Annotated in this window: 14 protein-coding genes; 5 read left to right on the forward strand and 9 right to left on the reverse strand. The window is 57.8% G+C overall.

Translation table 11 applies throughout. The features are described 5' to 3' along the window. Both QPL94_RS07065 and selD read left to right on the forward strand, forming a co-directional pair. Entirely contained in the window at positions 1 to 2,007 is a 2,007-nt protein-coding gene (locus QPL94_RS07065) for an EAL domain-containing protein (protein ID WP_285356452.1), read from the forward strand. A gap of 22 nt (positions 2,008 to 2,029) precedes the next feature. After that, a complete protein-coding gene (gene selD, locus QPL94_RS07070; protein WP_502881539.1) occupies positions 2,030 to 3,070 on the forward strand; it encodes a selenide, water dikinase SelD in 1,041 nt (346 codons plus the stop codon). Here selD and QPL94_RS07075 read toward each other — a convergent pair. The 9 genes from QPL94_RS07075 to QPL94_RS07110 form a co-directional block, all read right to left on the reverse strand. Beyond that, complete coding sequence (locus tag QPL94_RS07075; protein ID WP_285356455.1) at positions 3,060 to 3,929, reverse strand: dihydroorotate dehydrogenase; 870 nt, start codon at positions 3,927 to 3,929, stop codon at positions 3,060 to 3,062. The two genes, selD and QPL94_RS07075, sit on opposite strands and share 11 nt — an antisense overlap. Next, on the reverse strand, positions 3,922 to 5,013 hold the full coding sequence (gene serC / locus QPL94_RS07080; protein ID WP_285356456.1) for a 3-phosphoserine/phosphohydroxythreonine transaminase: 1,092 nt from the start codon (positions 5,011 to 5,013) through the stop codon (positions 3,922 to 3,924). The genes QPL94_RS07075 and serC overlap by 8 nt, the downstream gene beginning before the upstream one ends. Further along, the gene (locus QPL94_RS07085) at positions 5,013 to 5,519 is read right to left on the reverse strand and encodes a urate hydroxylase PuuD (RefSeq protein WP_285356457.1); all 507 of its coding nucleotides are present in this window, start codon (positions 5,517 to 5,519) and stop codon (positions 5,013 to 5,015) included. The genes serC and QPL94_RS07085 overlap by 1 nt, the downstream gene beginning before the upstream one ends. Position 5,520: 1 nt before the next feature. Beyond that, positions 5,521 to 6,654, reverse strand: coding sequence for a pyrroloquinoline quinone biosynthesis protein PqqE (gene pqqE, locus QPL94_RS07090; protein WP_285356458.1), 1,134 nt, complete (start codon positions 6,652 to 6,654; stop codon positions 5,521 to 5,523). After that, the gene (gene pqqD, locus QPL94_RS07095) at positions 6,623 to 6,916 is read right to left on the reverse strand and encodes a pyrroloquinoline quinone biosynthesis peptide chaperone PqqD (protein ID WP_285356459.1); all 294 of its coding nucleotides are present in this window, start codon (positions 6,914 to 6,916) and stop codon (positions 6,623 to 6,625) included. The genes pqqE and pqqD overlap by 32 nt, the downstream gene beginning before the upstream one ends. A gap of 81 nt (positions 6,917 to 6,997) precedes the next feature. Further along, the gene (pqqA, locus tag QPL94_RS21465) at positions 6,998 to 7,072 is read right to left on the reverse strand and encodes a pyrroloquinoline quinone precursor peptide PqqA (protein ID WP_099617646.1); all 75 of its coding nucleotides are present in this window, start codon (positions 7,070 to 7,072) and stop codon (positions 6,998 to 7,000) included. Positions 7,073 to 7,313: 241 nt separating this feature from the next. Next, positions 7,314 to 7,811 (reverse strand): ubiquinone anaerobic biosynthesis accessory factor UbiT, encoded by a 498-nt coding sequence (ubiT, locus tag QPL94_RS07100; protein WP_285356462.1) that lies wholly within the window; start codon positions 7,809 to 7,811, stop codon positions 7,314 to 7,316. 68 nt (positions 7,812 to 7,879) lie between these two features. Next, positions 7,880 to 8,539, reverse strand: coding sequence for a two-component system response regulator NarL (gene narL / locus QPL94_RS07105; RefSeq protein ID WP_137435558.1), 660 nt, complete (start codon positions 8,537 to 8,539; stop codon positions 7,880 to 7,882). 35 nt (positions 8,540 to 8,574) lie between these two features. Further along, complete coding sequence (locus QPL94_RS07110) at positions 8,575 to 10,434, reverse strand: histidine kinase (protein WP_285356463.1); 1,860 nt, start codon at positions 10,432 to 10,434, stop codon at positions 8,575 to 8,577. A gap of 159 nt (positions 10,435 to 10,593) precedes the next feature. On the opposite strand from QPL94_RS07110, the gene QPL94_RS07115 reads away from it, so the two are divergent. The 3 genes from QPL94_RS07115 (at position 10,594) to narH (ending at position 17,300) form a co-directional block, all read left to right on the forward strand. Next, complete coding sequence (locus QPL94_RS07115) at positions 10,594 to 11,871, forward strand: MFS transporter (RefSeq protein WP_285356465.1); 1,278 nt, start codon at positions 10,594 to 10,596, stop codon at positions 11,869 to 11,871. 120 nt (positions 11,872 to 11,991) lie between these two features. Next, complete coding sequence (locus QPL94_RS07120) at positions 11,992 to 15,735, forward strand: nitrate reductase subunit alpha (protein ID WP_285356466.1); 3,744 nt, start codon at positions 11,992 to 11,994, stop codon at positions 15,733 to 15,735. After that, entirely contained in the window at positions 15,732 to 17,300 is a 1,569-nt protein-coding gene (gene narH, locus QPL94_RS07125; RefSeq protein WP_137435554.1) for a nitrate reductase subunit beta, read from the forward strand. The genes QPL94_RS07120 and narH overlap by 4 nt, the downstream gene beginning before the upstream one ends. Positions 17,301 to 17,304 lie beyond the last annotated feature (4 nt).

Consider the following 17,304-nt stretch of genomic DNA (forward strand, 5'->3'; position numbering starts at 1 on the left):
GTGACAATACGCTGGGCCAATGAGTCGGATGCCTTTGAGATTTTCCCCTGGAACTGTAATTTCGAAACCGGACTGAAAGAGATTGATGATCAGCATCGAGTGCTGGTGAAGATTCTGAACCGTCTGGCGTGGCATTTTGCCTCCAGTAGTTCGGAGGAGGATGGCTCTCATCTGCTTGACGAGCTTCTCGCCTACGCTTCCTATCATTTTGAGTACGAGGAGGGTGTCTGGGAGAACGGTCTTGGCAAATCGGAGATATCCCGGAATCACCACGACTCACACCAGATGTTTTTTGCCCGGATCCGGACACTTCGCCAGAGCAAAGCGCCACAGGATGAGGTTCTGGCCGAACTGTTCGGTTATCTGACCCGCTGGCTTGCCTTTCATATTCTGGAGTCAGACCGGCGTATGGCACTGACGGTGAAAGCCCTGGAGGCAGGCAAGTCTCTGAAGGAGGCGAGAGAGCATGTGGATTCGGAGCTGAGTGGTTCTATATCGGTGCTTGTAACCGCTTTGCTGGAGATTTACGGCAAACTGTCTGCCAGCACAATTCAGCTGATGCGGGAGAAATTGGCCAGACAAAAAGCCGAGGACGAATTGCAGCGGTTGCAGAGTGAGCGGTTACACCAGGCTCTGGAGGCTCAGGCGAGTGATCATCAGAAGCAGGTGGAGTTTCTCGCGTATTCGGATGCGCTCACAGGCTTATGGAACCGTAACGGAATTACCCGATTGATCCGCGAGTTGCTTGATCGCGGGGACCTGGAAGAAGACTCGGCAGCACTGGTCTCCATCGATCTGGACAATTTTCACGAGATCAACAGCCGCTTCGGAGAAGAAACCGCCGATCGTATGCTGGGGTTACTCGCCCGGCGATGGCTGGATGCATTGCCTCCCGATGCGGCTCTCGCCCGGATTGGCGGAGATGAGTTCGCACTTCTTTTTCCGGATGCCAGCCAGGTGGAGTCCAGGCTTCATGCCTTGCAACTGACTGGCCGGCTACCTTTCGATCTTGGTGGCGAGTCGGCGCACGTATCGTTTTCAGCCGGTATCGTGTTGTTTCCCGATAAGGATCTGGGGGATATGGCTGAAGATGCGGACACACTCTTACGGCAAGCTGACAATACACTTTTTCGGGCCAAGCACGAACTCAAAGGCAGCTGGCTGTTCCTGGACGTGGAAGAAAAGAAAGCGAACAGATCCCGGCAGTTGCTGCTGTCAGATATCAGGAACGGTCTTGAAAACGAGCAGTTCAGACTGTTTTATCAGCCAAAGGTCAATCTCAGGAGCGGCGAGGTAAACGGGGTTGAGGCTCTGATTCGATGGCAGCACCCGGATAAAGGATTGCTTTCCCCCGCTGCCTTCCTGCCAGCGATTGACTACCACCCCTTGATGATCAAGTTGGGCGAGTGGGTATTGCTTGAAGCGCTGGCGCAAATGAAGGCCTGGGACAGCCAGGGCATCCATCTTGATATCAGTGTAAATATTGCCGCAATTCAGTTGCTGGCGCCTGGATTCGCCGAGCAGCTAAAGGGCATACTGGCACGGTTTCCTGAACAGGACCCCGGGCGCCTTGACCTTGAAATACTGGAAACGGCAACACTGGGTGAGCTTGAGCGAGCGGTGAGTATCATTGTTGATTGCAAGCGGCTCGGTGTCACTTTTTCACTGGATGATTTTGGTACCGGGTATTCGTCGCTTTCTTATCTGAAGCAGTTGCCCGTGGACACTCTCAAGATAGATCGCGAATTTGTAAGCGGTGCGGGTGATACCGAGGAGAACCTCTCAATCCTTAGGGGGATCATCGGCTTGTCCAAGGTTTTTGGCAGGGAACTGATTGCCGAGGGCGTGGAAACCATAGAGCAGGGGGAAGTACTGCTGAGTCTGGGATGTGAGTTCGCCCAGGGCTATGGGATATCGCCTCCGATACCCCCGGACAAATTGGCAGACTGGCTTACCCGCTGGAAGCCTTTTCCCCAATGGGCAGTGAACTCGACACTGCCTCAATAGAACGCATTCATTAAAGGACTGTATTTTGTCAACGCGACTTACCGAGTTCAGTCACGGAGCCGGCTGCGGTTGTAAAATTGCGCCGGATGTCCTGGACCGAATTCTTCACACTACAACCCCTGATTTTCACGATCCGCGACTTCTGGTCGGCAATGCCAGCCGGGATGACGCTGCCGTCATGGATGTTGGCAGTGGTCTGGGCATCATCAGCACCACGGATTTTTTTATGCCCGTGGTGGACGATCCCTATGACTTCGGCCGGATTGCGGCTGCAAATGCCATCAGTGACGTCTATGCCATGGGCGGGAAACCGTTGATGGCAATCGCCATACTGGGCTGGCCGGTAAACCAGCTGGCGCCGGAGATCGCCTCCCGGGTAATCGAGGGTGGCCGGGCAGTATGCGCCGATGCCGGAATAGCGTTGGCTGGGGGGCACAGCATCGATTCGCCGGAACCGATCTTCGGGTTGGCCGTTACCGGACAGGTGCCGGTGAATCGAATCGTGCGTAACGATACCGCCCGGCCCGGCGACCTGCTGTACCTGACCAAGCCGATTGGCGTGGGAATTCTGACCAGCGCACTGAAAAAGCATCGGGTCAGCGAGGCTGATCTGGCTGTCGCCGTGGAAACCATGTGCACTTTGAACAAAGTAGGTGAGATCTTTGCTTCCGTGGACGAGGTACATGCCATGACCGATGTTACCGGCTTTGGTCTCGCCGGGCATTTGATGGAGATCTGCCGTGGGAGCGGTGTTGGCGCCACGTTAAACCGGAGTTCAGTGCCGCAGCTGCCGAACCTCGCACGCTACATCGATTTGGACTGCATTCCCGGTGGCACCCATCGAAATGCCGCATCCTTGGGCGACGCCTTCGAGGGCCTGACGGATCAGGACAAGACGCTGCTTTGCGATCCACAGACCAGCGGAGGGCTGCTGGTTTGTGTCGCCGAGCAGGGCCGAGCCAGTTTTGAGGAAATGGCCAGGGATTACGGGCTGACGCTCTATCCGTTCGGCCAGTTGCATGAGCGTGGTTCAGGTGAGTCGCTGGTTCAGGTTATTGACTGAGTTTCCAGCCAATGTCAGGCCCTTCGAACACAAGCGCATTGTGGAGTTGTACCAGATCGGCACCGGCATGGAGCCGGTCCTGATAGTTCTGGCGCGAACACACGCCGCCATTGGTCAGCAAAGCTGAGCTCCCTTGGAGATGACGCTGGCAGGCCTCGATAGTGCGACAGGTGCTGGCCTGAAGTACAGGGTCCTGCCACTGGCGGTAGTGGGCACTGGTGACTGGTTTGCCGAAGTCGAAGCTGACGAGAACACCATCGACACCCTGGGAGGCGAGGTAGGGCACGACGTTGCAGGCATCTTCATTTCCCGGTCTTACCCGAAGCTTGTAAACAACGGGGCAGAATTTCCGGGTTAGGCTTTGCAGTGCCTGCTGGGCGTCCTGCAATCGCAGCAAATTGCTGTGCAGCTGCTGGAAGGGAATTGCCTGCTGAAGCCAGTCAGGCGCTATGGTCAGGTAGTCTGCTGTTAGCCAGGCCTTCTCAATCAGACGAATGAGTTGACCCGTTTCCTGCTGCGGCGATACCGGAGTTGTTGCCGCCAGCCGAACCCCCAGCCGGGTACCGAGTAATACTTTGGGGTCCTCGGCAGGGAGTCTGTCTGGCCAGCTTCCCCGGCTCCAACTGCCCAGTTCAATCGCACCAAAGCCCAGGTTACCAGCACGCCGCCCCAGCCTTCCGGCCCGGTCAAAACCTGCGGCAATGCCCAGGCGGTTGGGGAAGGAAAGCCCCATACAGTTGACGGGAGTAACACCCTCCGCCAGGCGCGACCATGCAGGCAAAGGGGTGCTGGCCCGGTTGCAGGCGTTCACGAAAGCCTGTTCCCGGATGCTGGCCGGCCTGGTGAGAAGACTAGCCATGATGCTTGCGGAAGCTGATCATGAAAGAGGCCAGGGCTGCGACCGCGGCGTCCGACTGGGCATTGTAGAGACTGGCACGAAGCCCTCCGGTGTGGCTGTGCCCCGCAAGGTTCATCAGCCCCATTGTCTCAGCCTCGGCGAGAAACCGTTGCTGATGGCTTTTATCCCGGGTGCCAAAACACACGTTCATAATGGAGCGGTGCCCAGGTATTACCGGGCAGTAGAAGAAGTCGTCTTCGTCGATGATGCGATAGATTGCCTGGCTCTGGGTGATATTGCGGAAGTGAAGCGCCTCGACACCGCCCTGTTTCTCAATCCAGTCCAGCATCAGGTGAACCAGGTAAATGCCGAACATCAGTGGTGTGTTGATGCGGTTCTGGCGTTCAATCTGCTGCTGATAGTTGAACACCGTCGGGGTTTCCGGCCGTGCCTGTCCCAACAGGTCCTCCCGGATGATGGCAATCACCAGGCCCGTGGGGCCGAGGTTTTTCTGGGTTCCTGCGTAAATCATGCCGTAGCGTTCGATATCGACAGGGCGTGACAGAAACTCGGAGGTCATATCCGCTATCAGGGGGATATCGCCACAATCCGGATCTCCGGGGAACTGGACACCATTTGCGGTCTCGTTGGGCGTTATGTGGCAATAGTGAAGGTCTTCATCCAGCGCCCATTCGCAAACCGCAGGCACACGATCAAAACCACTGCCCCGGGCACTGGCCACTACGAGGCTTCGACCGTACCGGCGCCCTTCCTCAAGTGCCCTTGCCGACCAGTGGCCCGTTTCGACGTAGCCGGCCGTGGCCGTTGGCGGTAACAGGTTCAGCGGAACCAGTGAGAATTGGGCCGATGCGCCACCCTGAAGAAAAACCACCTGATAGTGATCCGGTACTGCCAGCACTGCCTTGATCTGATGCCGGGTCGTGTCCATCAGGGCCTTGAATTCATCACCGGTGAATGGCGCTTCCAGTAATGAATAACCCAGCCCCTGCCAGTCGGCCAGGCTCGCCTTCGCTCGTTCCAGCACCTCCGGTGGCAGGGTGGCCGGCCCTGCGGCGAAGTTGAATACGTTGCTCCTGCGGCTCATCAGAACAGCGCCAGCCCGTGGCTCCCCGCAGCCATAAAAAAGATCAGCGGAAAGGACAGGATGGTGTTGGTTCGGGATGACAGGAATGTGATTCGAGAACAGCGGATCCGCTCGGCGGCCGGTGCCGGTACAAAGCCCAGCACTTTCTTCTGATGGGGCCAGAGTACGAACCAGAGGTTCAGTACCATGATGATGCCGATCCAGGCCCCGACCCCGATCACCGCATGGTAGCCCTGAAGCATCAGGGCGTCGGCAAGAATACCGCGGTTCCAGAGCATCAGGGCGCCAGACACCAATACCACCAGGGACGCATAGCGAAAGGTGCCGTGTTCCTGGCGCATGCGTCGGGTCAGATCGGAGGAGCGTTCGCTTCCCTCATCAGGCTCAATACGTAAGGGAATGAACCTCGGAGTTTTGACCACATTGGCGTAGTTATGGCCAATCCAGATCAGCGCAAACACGATATGGAGCCAGCGCAGGGCGATATCCATCAATGTCCAGCTCATATCAGACCTCCGTGGGCACCCAGCCCACATTGCGGGCGATAAGCCTGGAGTGTTCCTGCTTTGTGGCAAGTGCCCTGGTCACGGCTTCCTGGACAATGTGATGATGGGGCGATTTGCTGCAGGCCGGGTCTGCATTGGCGGCATCGCCAGTCAGCAGCATGGCCTGGCAGCGGCAGCCGCCGAAATCCTGCTCTTTTTCGGAGCAGCTGCGGCAGGGCTCTTTCATCCAGCTGTCTCCCCGATAGAGGTTGAAACTCTCGGACTCGTGCCAGATCCAGCTGAGGTCATGGTCGCGAACACCGGGAAAGTCCAGGCCGGGCAGGGAGCGGGCTTGCGAACAGGGCAGTACCACACCGTCCGGTGCGATGGTCAGGTGAATGCTGCCCCAGCCATTCATGCAGGCCTTGGGGCGGCCTTCGTAGTAATCAGGGATGACAAAGAAAATGGTCATTTTGTCGCCGAGCTGCTTGCGGGCTTCGGCAACCTGGTGCTCGGCCTTTTCCAGGGCTTCCCGGGTGGGCATCAGTTGGTCCCGGTTCACCAGGGCCCAGTTGTAATACTGCACGTTGGCCAGCTCGAGGTATTCAACGCCGATGTCGGCGGCCAGAGCGATGATGTCCGGTACCTGGTGGATGTTCAGGCTGGAGATCGGCACGTTCAGAACCATGGGGAAACCAAGGGCCTTGATCTCCCGCGCCATGCCGATTTTCTTTTCGTAGCAGTCAACTCCCGCAAGCCAATGGGCCGTTTGTGGTTCGCTCGACTGGAAACCGAGCTGGATATGACGGAGGCCCGCCTTCTTCAGGTTCTCCAGCCGCTTGCGGGTAAGGCCAATGCCGGACGTAATCAGATTGGTGTAGTACCCCAGGTCGTTGGCTTCTGCGACCAGCTCTTCCAGATCCTTGCGCAAGGTGGGCTCGCCACCGGAGAAACCGATCTGCATGGCGCCCATCTTGCGGGCATCATGAATCACCGTTTTCCATTCGGCAGTCGTCAGCTCGTCCTGGTGGGCATCGAGGTCGGTCGGGTTACTGCAGAATGCGCACTTGAGGGGGCACTTGTAGGTCAGTTCCAGAAGCAGCCAGACCGGGTTGCCCTGGCCATCAAGATTGAGGTTGGATCCAGCCTTTGCCATGGCACACCTCCAGAAACTGGTGAACGCGGGGTTCGATGAATTCAGGTTGTTCGCAGAACAGTTCGGACAGCTGGTAAACGATGTCGTCGACCGTGTTCGTACCGTTGCAGCGGGTCAGGATTTCGCCGGCGGTGGGGTTCAGCTTGACGATGCCTTCGGGATACATCAGCACATGGGCTTGCTGGGACTCTTCCCACCGGAACAAGAAGACCGGGGCGATGCTGAATCGGTGCAGGCTGTTGTGATTGTTTGAGTCAGCCATAGGGTGCCTCACAGGTTGAATGGGCCACACTCTGCAGCGGGTCCCGCAGCAGGGACTGCTTGCGGGAACAGCACGGGATGGTCAGCGAACGTAAACGTAGGCTGTTACCTCAAAGCCGAGTCTAAGGTCTTTGAAATCCGGGTCGGTCCACTTCATGGTAATTCTCCAGCATCTATAATGAATGTTTTTGGCCGGTTTTATTGCCGGCCACATTCACTGTAGGCCCCGCGAAACAGGTCGATAAATGGTACCTTTGGCCTAATTTTCTGGGGCTTTGGTATCGATTATCCGGTTTCATGATGAAATTGGCTGACAAGCCTGCAGAGCGTTACGTCAGCCATTTTCTATAGAAGTATCATTATTGATTGTTATCAAGAGGGAGGGGGAGCTGGAAGGGCTATTTTTGACGGAACAGAAACCGGCGGATCGTGAAATCCCACTCGAGACTATCAAGTAGATTTTTCAGCCCCAGCCCGAGCTCTGTGTCCCCTTCGATAACCAGCCGGCGTTGAAAGAAGAGTTGGTCGGGGTCCTGCCGTCGCTCTGCCAGCGTTCTGAATGCGCCCAGGGAACCCCGGATAGTGGCCTCCCCCGGGCCATCAATAATGCGTAGGCGGCCCGCCCAGAAGCCGATGGTAATGCCCGGCTGTCCACCGTTTGCTTCCAGGCGGATCCGGCGCCCTTCGAAATCATCGAATTCACCATCCTTGATGGCGGTTGCAAACAATCGGTTGAGCGGAGCTTCCGCAGCCAGTTGCTTGAACGGAACCGGAATACGGCGGTCTATGGCGTCCAGCACCGGGAAAGGCGAGGGCAAGTACTCACTGAGAACCGCCAGGGATTGGTCGAGAAGTGGGCCGTTCAGCGATGCAATGGGGGGTAGGGAAAATGCCATGGTGTACTCCGGACGGTCAGAAACCCGCCCAGAGTAGCGGAAACCATAGTGTAGTGATTTGATATAACTCAGCCCTTGTGCAGGCCTTCCTCTACTGCCCATACTGCCACTTCCACGCGGGAGCGCAGGTTCAGTTTCTTCAGCAGGTGCTTGACGTGCACTTTGACAGTGCCATCGCTGATGTCCAGCTTGCGGCCGATCATCTTGTTGGACAGGCCTTCGGCAATGAGGCGAAGGATATCTTTTTCCCGCGGGGTCAGGCTGTCAAAGTCCGGGCGTGAGGCCTGCTGTGGCTTCTGGGATCTCAGTGCCTGGGCCAGCAGGGCGGTCAGGCGGTCGCTGATGACCATCTTGCCCACGGCGGCGTCGTGCAGCTGTCGGATCATGTCCTCCGGTTCCATATCCTTCAGCAGATAACCATCAGCGCCAGCTCTCAGGGCCGCCACCACGTCGTCTTCGTGATCGGACACCGTAAACATCACGATGCGGGAGCTGATGCTTCCTTCGCGCAGTTTTTTCAGTGCCTCAATACCGTTCATTTCCGGCATGTTGAGGTCCATCAGCACCAGGTCGGGCTCAAGCTCCTGTGCCAGGCGAATACCGTCAGCGGCGTTGCTGGCCTCGCCAACCACCTGCATGTCGTCTTCCATCTCGATCAGTTGTTTTATGCCCTGACGAAGCAAAGGGTGATCATCAATCAACAGAATGCTTGCTGGTGAGTCAGACATGGTTCCTCTCATTATTTGAAGTAGTGTTGCAACGCTCAGCCGCCAGCGGCTTCGGATGTAATCAGGTGCCTGCTCTTGGGCACAAAGCTCAGCGCCACTTCGACACCGCCGGTGTCACGGTTAAGGACGTTGACCTTTCCACCCAGGGTGCGGGCCCGGTCCTGCATGATGATCAGCCCATAGTGCTGTGACGGCTGGTCACCATCCGGCAGTCCTTTACCATTATCAAGTATTCTGACGCTTACCCGGGGAGATTCAAAAAGCACCTGCACCAGAATTTCCGATGCTTCAGAGTGCTTGACGGCATTGGCCAACCCTTCGCGGACGATCTGCAAGGTATGGATTTCTTCGTTGGGAGACAGTGTTTGCGGTGGCAAACGGTAGTCCAGTTTCACCTCGCTGCCCAGGCGTTCAGAGAATTCCTGTGCGGTTTGCCGCAAGGCCGTAGCCAGGTCGGGGGTATCCAGCTTCAGCCGGAAGGTGGTCAGCAGCTCCCGTAGTTGACGGTAAGCACTGTTCAGGCCGGTACTCAGCTCTTCCAGAATGTCATTGTGGACCTTTTCATGCTCGCCGGTGATATCGAGGCGGCGGAGCCGTGCTACCTGCATTTTCAGATAGGACAGGGACTGGGCCAGGGAATCATGGAGTTCCCGGGCAATCACAGTGCGTTCTTCTGCCAGGGTGATCTGTTGCTCCTCGGTAACCTGGCGCTCCAGGAAGATGGCCGTAGCAAGCTGATCACTCAGGGTCTCCAGCAGGCGACGGGCGGTCTGGGAAAGCCCCTTGCTGGCGGGATACCAGACTTCCAGGGTGCCCAGAAGCTGTCCCGGTGTGCGAATTGGTAGCAACAGCCTGCGGCCGTCGTTGCCCTCATTTGGCAGCTCATCAAACACTTCCGGAGTTACCAGGCAGGCATTGCAGTGATGGTCCTTACAGTAGAAGGGCCGATCCTTGGTAGATGTGGTAATGGCTTGGACCGGCTCGCTGGAGTTCTTGTCGTGCAGGTAAAGCCGGATGGGGCCGATGCCAAGCAACTGCTCCAGATCCTGAAGCATGGGGATGGCGCCATTGCAGAGGTCGTGATTGGCAAACAGGGAGCGGCTGGACGAATGGAGCAACTCCAGGGCAGCGTGACTCTTCTCCAGTTCCCGGGTTTTTGCCATGGCGTCTTCTTTCAGTTCGTTGTAGCTCAAGGCCAGTTCACTGGTCATCTGGTCAAAGGCAGTACCGAGCCGGGACAGCTCATCCGAGCCTTTCAGGTTGGCCTTGTGCGAGAAATCCTGCTCACCCACCGCGACCGCAATGTCCATCAACTTGCGGAGTGGGCGAAGTACCCGTTTTTTGATATCGAGGAAAAGTCCGAAAATAATCAGTATCGAGAGCACCAGGCTGATGATCTGGATCAGGTGCAGCAGATCGACGCGGGCCTCGGTCCGGTGCTCCAGCATGCTGACCAGTTTATCCACCTCAGTCACATAGCGCTCTGTCACCGCTATCAGGTCTTCCGTCACCCGAGTGCTGTTCGGGGCATTGGCAATCAGAGCTGGGCGGAGTTCACCATGCCAGAGGGATTCCATAATCTGGTGCTGTTTCGCCAGTGGGTGGTCTTTGGCCCTGGGAATTGCCTGGTTGAATCCGGGGTGGGCCATCCGTTGCTGGTAGGCATCCAGCCCGGCCATAAATGTCGTGGAGTGGTTTTCTGTCGGGTCGGCCGCAGAGCGGGCAAGCAATTCATAGGCGCCCATACGCAATGACCCTGCAATATTGATGGCCGTCGCATTGCCCTCGATGCTGCGTGATACCCCGAGAGTAGTGGCCATACTGACAATGGCAGTCAGTACGACGGCGCCAACGACAATGGCGATACGTTTTACGAGGGGGCTATTGCGTGTCATCTGGTCTCTTCGTTGGGTACAGCAAATATGGAGGGAGTGTACCTCCTTGAGGATAGTCGGGCACCCGTGATTACCCCAATAGGCGATCTCCCATCATAGTCTTTGACCCTGTGCAGGGCAAAACATGAAACTGCAAGTTGGTTTCGGGTGGATAGTGTCATGCAGCCTTTCTCCATTGGTGATGATGACGATAACGATAAACTGACCTCGCTGGCAGTGGTTCTTCCGCTGGCGGTCGTTGGCTTCGTTATTGCGGCTGGTTGCTGGACCATTTTTGCCGTGGCCGGCGCGCACCTTCGGAATGCTCTTGGGGTGGGCAGCCTGGAGTTTGGTCTGTTGCTGGCAACGCCCATGGCTGCGGGTGCCTTTTTGGCGGTGCCAGCGGGCATTGCCGCCCAGAAGGTGGGTGCAAGGCGGGTCATGATTGCCTGCCTGCTCGGCCTTGCTGTTTCTATGGCATTGCTGCTGGTGGTGGAAACCTGGGCCGGGTACCTGCTGGTTGCGGCTGGTCTGGGCCTTGCCGGCGGATTTTACAGCGCTGGCCTTCAGTTCGTGACCAGTCATGCCTCGTCCCGACATATGGGGCTTGTACTGGGCATATTCGGTGCCGGAGTGACGGGCGCCGGCTTCAATTATTATCTGGTTCCGCTGATTGTGCAGGCATTCTCCTGGAAAGGCGTGCCACTTGCCTATCTGGTTGTTCTTTTATTAGTGACCGCCCTGCTGGTGTTGCTGACGGACGATTCGGATTCCCGTGGCGATCCCGATGTTGAAACCAGTGCCAGGCAACTGTTGCGTCGCCTTGAAAATCTGCGGATGTGGCGACTGTATCTGTATTTTGGAGTGGTAGCCGGGAGCTTTTTTTCCCTGGCGTTATGGCTGCCGGATTTCATGGCCTCCCGTTTCCTGCTGACGATGGAGTCAGGTGCCCGGCTGGCGTTGTGGTTTGTGATTCCCGGCGCCCTGGCACAGGTTCTGGGAGGGGGGCTGTCAGATCGCTACGGGGCGGGTAGGGTGGTAGTGCGCTCACTCGTGGCCTGTCTGGTCGCCCTGTTCGTGCTGTCCTACCCTCCCATGACGCTGTCAGTTCATGGCATTGATTCAGTGATTGCACTGGAGCTTTCCCTGCCACTCTTTCTCGAAGGATTGTTCATAGTCCTGCTGGGCATTGCGTTGGGCTCCGCCATGGGTGGTCTCCAGCGCATGGTCATTGAGGAAAACCGTGAGGCAGCGGCCTTCGCCGCCGGAATGTTGCTATTCAGTGCCTGCCTGGTTGCGTTTCTGCTGCCGGTGCTTTTCGGCGCCATGATTCACTGGGTCGGCGTGGGTACGGCCATGTTCATGATCCTTTTCATACTGCTGACCGGCAGCCTGTTCCTGTTCGCCCGGGACTACCGTCGCGAAGAGCGCCGGGCGTTGTTACACAAGGGTGTATAGCGCTTCTACCACCTGGGTGGTAGAGGCGGGTTATGTGGTAGTAACCACGCAGATTTCAGGGTTTTTCTCCCACACAATGGTCTCAAATCGGAACAATGATCCGGACGACGGAGAGAGACCATGAGTCATTTGATCGACAAACTGAACTACTTCAGGAAAAAGCGCGAGCCGTTCGCCAACGGCCACGGCGAAACCCACGATGTCAGTCGCGAGTGGGAAGACAGCTACCGCCAGCGCTGGCAGCATGACAAGATCGTGCGCTCCACCCACGGTGTAAACTGCACCGGCTCCTGCAGCTGGAAAATCTACGTCAAGAACGGCCTGGTCACCTGGGAAACCCAGCAGACCGATTATCCCCGTACCCGTCCGGACCTGCCCAACCACGAGCCCCGCGGCTGCCCCCGCGGCGCCAGTTACTCCTGGTACATGTACAGCGCCAACCGCCTGAAATACCCGCTGATGCGCAAGCATCTGATGAGGCTTTGGCGTGAAGCAAAAACGCAACACAAGGATCCTGTGGATGCCTGGGCCTCCATCGTGGAAGACCCGAAGAAAACCGCCGAGTACAAGCCCCGCCGCGGGATGGGTGGTTTCGTGCGCTCGAGCTGGGACGAAGTCAACGAGCTGATTGCCTCCTCCAACGTGTACACCGCCAAAAAATATGGGCCTGACCGTATCATCGGCTTTTCGCCGATCCCGGCCATGTCCATGGTGTCCTACGCTGCCGGCAGCCGCTACCTGTCCATGATCGGTGGCGTGTGCATGAGCTTCTACGACTGGTATTGCGACCTGCCGCCGGCTTCCCCGCAAACCTGGGGTGAGCAGACCGACGTGCCGGAATCCGCCGACTGGTACAACTCCGGCTACATCATCGCCTGGGGCTCCAACGTACCCCAGACCCGTACCCCGGACGCCCACTTCTTTACCGAAGTGCGTTACAAGGGTACCAAGACGGTCGCCATTACTCCTGACTACGCCGAAGTCTCCAAGTTGTCTGACGAGTGGCTGAACCCGAAGCAGGGCACCGATGCCGCTCTGGGTATGGCCATGGGCCACGTGATCCTGAAGGAATTCCACGTCGACAAGCCCAGCGAGTATTTCACTGACTACGTACGCCGCTACACGGATATGCCGTACCTGGTCATGCTGGAACAGCGTGAAGATGGCCGCTACGTGCCGGGCCGCTTCCTGCGTGCCAGCGACCTGGTGGATGGCCTCGGGGAAGAGAACAACCCCGAGTGGAAAACCATTGCTATCGACGAGAAGACCAATCAGCTGACTGCGCCTAATGGATCTATCGGTTACCGCTGGGGCCAGAAAGGCAAGTGGAACCTGAAGCAGACCGCCGGCAGCGCCGATGTGGAACTGCAGCTGTCCATGGTCGAGAAACACGATGACGTGGTGGACGTTGCCTTCCCTTACTTCGGCGGTATCGAGCATGACCATTTCAAGAGCGTGGAAATCTCCGACACCCTGACCCACAAGCTGGGCAGTCGCAAGGTTGAGTTGGCCGACGGCAGCGAAGGCCGCGTGGTCACGGTTTATGACCTGATGGTGGCGAACTACGGCATCAGCCGTGGCCTGGGCGACGATGATGGCGCTACCTCTTACGATGAAGTGAAGCCCTACACCCCGGCCTGGCAGGAAAAGATCACCGGCGTTCCTGCCGGCAAAGTGATCCGTATTGCCCGTGAATTCGCCGACAACGCCGACAAGACCAAGGGCCGTTCCATGGTCATCGTTGGTGCCGGTATGAACCACTGGTACCACATGGACATGAACTACCGTGGCCTGATCAACATGCTGATCATGTGTGGCTGTATTGGCCAGAGCGGTGGTGGCTGGGCCCACTACGTGGGCCAGGAAAAACTGCGCCCGCAGACCGGCTGGCAGCCGCTGGCGTTTGGTCTGGACTGGCAGCGTCCACCGCGCCACATGAACTCAACCTCCTTCTTCTATGCCCACTCCGGCCAGTGGCGCTACGAGAAACTGGGTGTGGACGAAATCCTGTCGCCGCTGGCGGACAAGTCCAAATTCAGTGGCAGCCTGATTGACTACAACGTCCGCGCCGAGCGCATGGGCTGGCTGCCGTCTGCGCCGCAACTGAACCGCAACCCGCTGGGTATCGCAGCCGAAGCCGAGAAAGCCGGCATGGAAGTGGCCGATTATGTGGCCCAGTCCATGAAGGACGGCTCCCTGGCCTTCGCCAGTGAAGACCCGGAAGCACCGCAGAACTGTCCGCGCAACCTGTTTGTGTGGCGCTCCAACCTGTTGGGCTCCTCCGGCAAGGGCCATGAGTACATGCTCAAGTACCTGCTGGGTACCAAGAGTGGCCTGCAGGGCAAGGATCTTGGCCACGAAGGCGGCGCCAAGCCGACGGAAGTGAAATGGCATGACGAAGCGCCGGAAGGCAAGCTTGACCTGCTGGTGACCCTGGACTTCCGCATGTCCACCACCTGTCTGTATTCCGACGTCGTTCTGCCGACCGCCACCTGGTATGAGAAAAACGACCTGAATACCTCGGACATGCACCCGTTCATTCACCCGCTGACTGCCGCCACTGATCCGGCCTGGGAAGCGCGCAGTGACTGGGAAATCTACAAGGGCATTGCCAAGGCGTTCTCCAAAGCAACCGAAGGTCACCTGGGTGTCGAGAAAGACGTGGTTACCCTGCCGCTGCTGCACGACGCACCGGCCGAGCTGGGCCAGCCCTTCGACGTGAAGGACTGGAAGCGTGGTGAGTGCGAACTGATTCCCGGCAAGACTGCGCCCAACTTCATCACCGTTGAGCGTGACTACCCGAACACCTATGCACGCTTTACCTCACTCGGGCCGCTGCTGGACAAGCTGGGCAACGGTGGCAAGGGCATCAACTGGAACACCGAGAAGGAAGTGAAGTTCCTCGGCGACCTGAACTACAAGCATATCGACGGGGCCAACGCCGGCCGTCCGAAGATTGAAAGCGCGATTGATGCGGCGGAAGTCATCCTGACCCTGGCGCCGGAAACCAACGGCCAGGTAGCAGTGAAAGCCTGGGCAGCACTGTCCGAGTTCACCGGCCTGGACCACAGCCATCTGGCGAAGAACAAGGAAGAGGAAAAAATCCGCTTCCGGGATATCGTGGCGCAGCCGCGCAAGATCATCTCCAGCCCGACCTGGTCTGGCCTGGAAGACGAGCACGTGTCCTACAACGCCGGCTACACCAACGTTCACGAGCTGATTCCCTGGCGCACCCTCACCGGTCGTCAGCAGTTCTACCAGGACCATGAGTGGATGCGCGCCTTTGGTGAGAGCCTGCTGGTGTACCGTCCGCCCATCAACACCAAGACTGTCAGCAGCATGTTGAACCAGCGCAGCAACGGAAACCCCGAGAAAGCGCTGAACTGGATCACACCACACCAGAAGTGGGGCATCCACAGCACCTACAGCGATAACCTGCTGATGCTGACCCTGTCCCGCGGTGGTCCGATCGTGTGGCTGAGTGAAGACGACGCCAAAGAGATGCAGATCGAGGACAACGACTGGATCGAACTGTTCAACGCCAACGGTGCCATCGCGGCCCGGGCGGTGGTCAGCCAGCGGGTCATGCCGGGCATGGTGATGATGTATCACGCCCAGGAGCGGATTGTGAATATTCCAGGTTCCGAGATCACCGGTACCCGTGGTGGTATCCACAACTCGGTTACCCGGGTATGCCCGAAGCCGACCCACATGATTGGTGGCTACGCCCAGTATTCCTACGGCTTCAACTACTACGGCACCGTAGGCTCCAACCGCGATGAATTCGTGGTGGTGCGCAAGATGCACAACATCGACTGGCTCGATGGCGAAGGTAACGACACTGTTCAGGAGGCTGTAAAATGAAAATCCGTTCCCAAGTCGGCATGGTACTGAACCTGGACAAGTGCATCGGATGCCACACCTGTTCTGTGACCTGTAAAAACGTGTGGACCAGCCGTGAAGGCATGGAATACGCCTGGTTCAACAACGTCGAAACCAAGCCCGGTATCGGCTACCCGAAAGAGTGGGAGAACCAGGACAAGTGGAAGGGCGGCTGGATGCGTGACAGCTCCGGCAAGATCCGCCCGAAGATCGGTGGCCGCTTCCGGATTCTGGCGAACATTTTCGCCAACCCGGATCTGCCGCAGATCGATGACTACTACGAGCCGTTCGATTTCGATTACCAGCATCTGCATACCGCCGGTGACAGCAAGCACCAGCCGGTAGCACGGCCACGGTCGCTGATCTCCGGCCAGCGCATGCAGAAAATCGAATGGGGCCCGAACTGGGAAGAAATCCTGGGTACCGAGTTTGCCAAGCGTCGCAAGGACAAGAACTTCGACCAGGTACAGGCAGACATCTATGGCCAGTTCGAAAATACCTTCATGATGTACCTGCCGCGCCTGTGCGAGCACTGCCTCAACCCTACCTGCGTAGCCAGTTGCCCCAGCGGCGCTATCTACAAGCGGGAAGAGGACGGCATTGTGCTGATTGACCAGGACAAATGCCGTGGCTGGCGGATGTGTGTGTCCGGCTGCCCGTACAAGAAGATTTATTTCAACTGGAAAACCGGCAAGTCCGAAAAATGCATCTTCTGCTACCCGCGGATTGAAGCCGGCCTGCCTACCGTATGCTCCGAGACCTGTGTCGGCCGCATCCGCTATCTGGGCGTGCTGCTTTACGATGCTGACCGCATTGAAGAAGTGGCCAGTACCCCGGGCGAGCATGAGCTGTACGAGAAGCAGCTGGAAATCTTCCTGGATCCGAACGATCCGAAGGTGATCGAGCAGGCGAAAAAGGACGGCATCCCGATGAACGTCATCGAAGCCGCCCAGCAAAGCCCGGTCTACAAGATGGCCGTGGACTGGAAACTCGCTCTGCCACTGCACCCGGAATACCGCACTCTGCCCATGGTCTGGTATGTGCCGCCACTGAGCCCGATCCAGTCTGCGGCGGAAGCCGGCAAGGTTGAGTTTGACGGCATACTGCCGAAGATTGAAAGCCTGCGGATTCCGGTCAAGTACCTGGCCAACCTGCTGACGGCTGGCGACGAAAAGCCGATTGTCCGTGCACTCAAGCGGATCATGGCCATGCGCCTGTACAAGCGCGCGGAAACCGTGGAAGGCAAGGAAGACCTGCGGGCACTTCAGGAAGCCGGGCTGACCAAGGCCCAGGCCGATGAAATGTACCGTTACCTGGCCATTGCCAACTACGAGGACCGCTTCGTGATTCCCACCAGCCATCGCGAGCTGGCGAAGGAAGCCTTCCCCGATGCTCACGGCGAGCGTGGTGGTTGCGGATTCAGCTTCGGCGACGGCTGTAACGGCGACAGCGAGTTCAACATGTTTGGTGGCCGCAAACAGACCACCAGCATGGTGCAGAAGCTGTCCACCGTGAAGCAGGTTGACCCGAAACAGCTGCAGGAATAAGGAG

The organism is Marinobacter sp. SS13-12 (assembly GCF_030227115.1).
Taxonomy (GTDB): domain Bacteria; phylum Pseudomonadota; class Gammaproteobacteria; order Pseudomonadales; family Oleiphilaceae; genus Marinobacter.